Consider the following 3,400-nt stretch of genomic DNA (forward strand, 5'->3'; position numbering starts at 1 on the left):
ATCGCCCACGAGACTTATTACGTTTCACTCCATAAGTCCTGCGGGTTAGGGGGCACCCCTAAGACCCCAAACAGACCTTAAAGCAAAAAACCATGGGATTCGCAGTTTTCCACCCAAGCAAGGGCAGCGGCACCGGCGGCGGTAGTGGCCACCACATCGACCGCACCCCCGGCCATGAGCACACCTACGCCCACACAGACCCAGCCAGGCGCGAGCTGAACATCAACCACCCCCTGCAGGGGGATTGGCACAAGATCACGCTCCCGGAAGCCATCAACCGGCGCATCGAGCAGGGCTACCAGGGGAAGAAGGCCATCCGGAAGGACGCCGTCAAGTTCCTGTCGCTGGTGCTGACCGGAAGCCATGAGGACATGGCAGAGCTGGCCAGCGACCCAGCGAGGTTCAAAAAGTGGCAGCAGGCCAACTATGACTTTGTGGCAAAGGAGTTCGGAGAGGGCAACATCATGCGCTTTGTCCTGCACATGGACGAGAAAACGCCCCACCTGCACGCCATCGTGGTGCCGCTGACCGAGGACGGGCGCCTCTCGGCCAAGGAAATAATGGGCAACAAGAAAAGCCTCTCCTTGCGGCAGGACCGCTACGCAGAGGCCGTGCAGCCCTTTGGGCTAACCAGGGGCGTTAGAGACAGCAAAGCCAGGCACACTGGCGAGGGCTGGTACCTAGAGCACCTGAAAGAGAGCCATCAGAGCCAAAATAAAGCCACTGTACCAACTTTCGGGCTAAAAGAGGCCCTTAGACCCGCCAAGTACCTGGAGGACGTTAAAACGTCGCTTATCGCCCTGCAGCAGCAAAACTCAGATCTCCAGCTTGACAACCGGCGCAGGGTTAACCAGGTCAAAGACGCCCAGGCCAGCCGACAGAAGACCGAGGCAGATGCAGCCAAGCAGAAGCAGGCCACCCAAAGCATAGCAGAGCAGCTCATACAGGCCGGCCAGGCGGGTGTCACCCTGAATGCCGCCTATGCGCTGCTGGAAGCGCCGCAAGCCGTCAAAGAGGCTGCAAATGCCATATTCCAACAGGAGGTCAGGAAGCTTGCGGACGCACAACTAAAGCCTATCACCGAAGGGTACTACCGGGAGATCTACCAGTTGCATGACAGCAGCAAAGCCACCAAAAAAGATTATGAGCGGCACCAAAAGTACGACTCGACGGAAACCCGAGAGACGATAGCAAAGGAAGCCATCAAGATTTTCAACCTGGAAGTACAGCAGCGGTGGGGCGTGGAGCTGAACCCGGAGACATCCCTCCACCAAGATTTGAGGAAAAAGGCAAGAGACTTCGTGCGGGAACTTGCCAGGAGCATTGTCCAGGAAGTAAAACAGGCGCTGGGGATAGACAAACCACGCCAGCAGAGCAGGAGAACGGGTATGTAATCAACGAAGAACAACCACCTGCACGCCAGAGCAGCAGCACTGCGGGGACATGATATTTTTATAAATATATTATTTTTAATATATTATTTATAATATATCAAATAAATTTTGTAAAAAGCCTTACTTTCGAATATTATTTTAAAAAATTAAATAAATCCTGCAGGAGAGAGAATCATGGGCAAAGCACAAGAGCGCATTCTGGTACTTTTGAAAGGTAGCGAGATAAAATACCAAAAGCTCAGAGACGGGGATGGAAGCATGTCCTTGGCGTATTTCGAGAACAATTTTGATCTGCTGGCCGCCACGGAGCTACCAAACATAGGACACTATTCCTATTACTACCAAAACAAAGAAAACCCCGATTTAGTCATGTATTTCAATATTTGCAGCACGGGCCTGACTGCCACACTGATGCTTTACAAGGATGCCCAGCAGCGAATTGAAGACAGCAAGGCGACTTAATCTCTCTATCTCTCTTTCCATGGGAGCAAGCCAACCAAGCCTGCAAGACTGCTTGAAAGCACCTTGCAGCAAAGCTGTTTTTTCTTCCCTTTTGTTTCAGCCCTGGTACTTGAAGTCGTTCTTGGCAATATGGCGCAGCAGGCCGCCGTATGAAGCAAGCGGCTTGCCTTCCTCCCGCGCCTGATCCTCGAGCCGCTCCAGGCGATCAGAGAAGGGCTTCAGGCGCTTGTGCTCCACCAGATAGCCCAACAGCTTGTTGCAGTACAGCTCGGCCTCCGGAAGCATCGCTTTGAGCATGTGCGCGCAATACCGCATGGCCTCTGCTTTGGCTTCCTCTATCTGGTTGAACTTCCGCTCGGAGTGAAATACCTTGAAGGTCAGCGTACGGTCAAAATCCTCTTTCCCGCGCTCTTTCTTGTCACTGGCTAGCTTCACCCACACATCCGACTTGCCAGCGTCAAAAAGCTGCTTCAGCTCTTTTTCAGCGGCGGTCAGCACCCGATTTTTAAAGTCTCCATAGCGCTCATACTTCTCCTCCAAGCCGAGCTTGTAGCGCAGGTCCTCGGCCGATATCCTGAAAATGCCGGTGTCGTGGTACTGGCTGAACATCATGTAGAGGCGCTGACTATGGGTGTTGAGGTGCATTATCGTCTCCAGTTGGTAGGCCGTGAAGCCCCGCGCCAGGGAAACCATGTAGGGCATGAGCAGGAAAGACACCTGCAACTCCCACTTCTTTGCTTCCTTGTTGTAGCGGCCGTAATTGATAAAACCAACATTGAACCACTGCTTCTCGTCCTCCACCTCAAAGCTCTTATCCCGCAAGTCCTTGAGCGCCTTGCGTATACGGGCGTGGTTCTTCTCCCCCTCAGAGACCATCATATCAGCTAGGTAAAACTGAATTTTGTAGTCAATCTCACCGAACATGTTGCGGTTAAACTCCACGTCCTGCTTGTTGAGCTTGTCCTGAATCTGCTTGACAACGTAGAGCAGCACCCGCATTTCGTACTCTGTGAAGCTGTAGCGGGCCTGTGTGATAACATTTGGCTGGTAAAGAGCTGGTTTAGTCGTTTCCATAGGTTGATTTTAGACAAAAATAATTAACTGTCAAAATTTAATGTCGTAAAAACCTCTTAGGGGTATTCAAATTGTCTAAAAATGTAGGCTCAGGGGTATTCAAATTGTCTAACAAAGGTATTCAAATTGTCTAAAAATGGTTTTTAAAAACGCTCGTAACTATTTGATATTAAAATAGTTACGAGCGTAAAAAAAACTCCTACAAGGTAACCACAAGTTTACCTATACAAGTAAAGGGCTCAAAAAGCGTAAAAATTGTTGTTTAAGGCCTCGCAGAAGCCGGCCACAGGAGAAACCCGGAAAAACCAGTTCCAAAAGCAAAACAAAAGGGAGAAAAAGAGGCTGAAAAAGGAAGGAAATCGTACCTTCGCAGGTGTAATTCTTTATAGAAGTATCGCCCACGAGACTTATTACGTTTCACTCCATAAGTCCTGCGGGTTAGGGGGCACCCCTAAGACCCCAAACAGACC

General features: G+C 50.7%; 3 protein-coding genes. 2 read left to right on the top strand and 1 reads right to left on the bottom strand.

The genetic code is table 11. The features are described 5' to 3' along the window. Nucleotides 1–92 precede the first annotated feature (92 nt). Both mobV and MKJ04_RS22655 read left to right on the top strand, forming a co-directional pair. Nucleotides 93–1,394: a MobV family relaxase gene (gene mobV / locus MKJ04_RS22650; RefSeq protein WP_241644467.1), complete on the top strand. Its 1,302-nt coding sequence runs from the start codon at nucleotides 93–95 to the stop codon at nucleotides 1,392–1,394. 174 nt (nucleotides 1,395–1,568) lie between these two features. Then, nucleotides 1,569–1,856 carry a hypothetical protein gene (locus MKJ04_RS22655; RefSeq protein WP_241644469.1) on the top strand — a complete coding sequence of 96 codons (288 nt, stop codon included), beginning with the start codon at nucleotides 1,569–1,571 and terminating at the stop codon, nucleotides 1,854–1,856. 96 nt (nucleotides 1,857–1,952) lie between these two features. On the opposite strand, the gene MKJ04_RS22660 is transcribed toward MKJ04_RS22655, so the two are convergent. Further along, nucleotides 1,953–2,930 (bottom strand): replication initiation protein, encoded by a 978-nt coding sequence (locus tag MKJ04_RS22660; RefSeq protein ID WP_241644471.1) that lies wholly within the window; start codon nucleotides 2,928–2,930, stop codon nucleotides 1,953–1,955. Nucleotides 2,931–3,400 lie beyond the last annotated feature (470 nt).

The sequence above is a fragment of the Pontibacter sp. E15-1 genome (assembly GCF_022601975.1).
In the GTDB taxonomy this organism is placed as follows: Bacteria; Bacteroidota; Bacteroidia; order Cytophagales; family Hymenobacteraceae; genus Pontibacter.

What these genes read in the sequence shown, in the direction of transcription:
- mobV (WP_241644467.1), top strand. Translation starts at nt 93, where the DNA reads ATGGGATTCGCAGTTTTCCACCCAAGCAAGGGCAGCGGCACCGGCGGC.
- MKJ04_RS22655 (WP_241644469.1), top strand. Translation starts at nt 1,569, where the DNA reads ATGGGCAAAGCACAAGAGCGCATTCTGGTACTTTTGAAAGGTAGCGAG.
- MKJ04_RS22660 (WP_241644471.1), bottom strand. Translation starts at nt 2,930, where the DNA reads ATGGAAACGACTAAACCAGCTCTTTACCAGCCAAATGTTATCACACAG.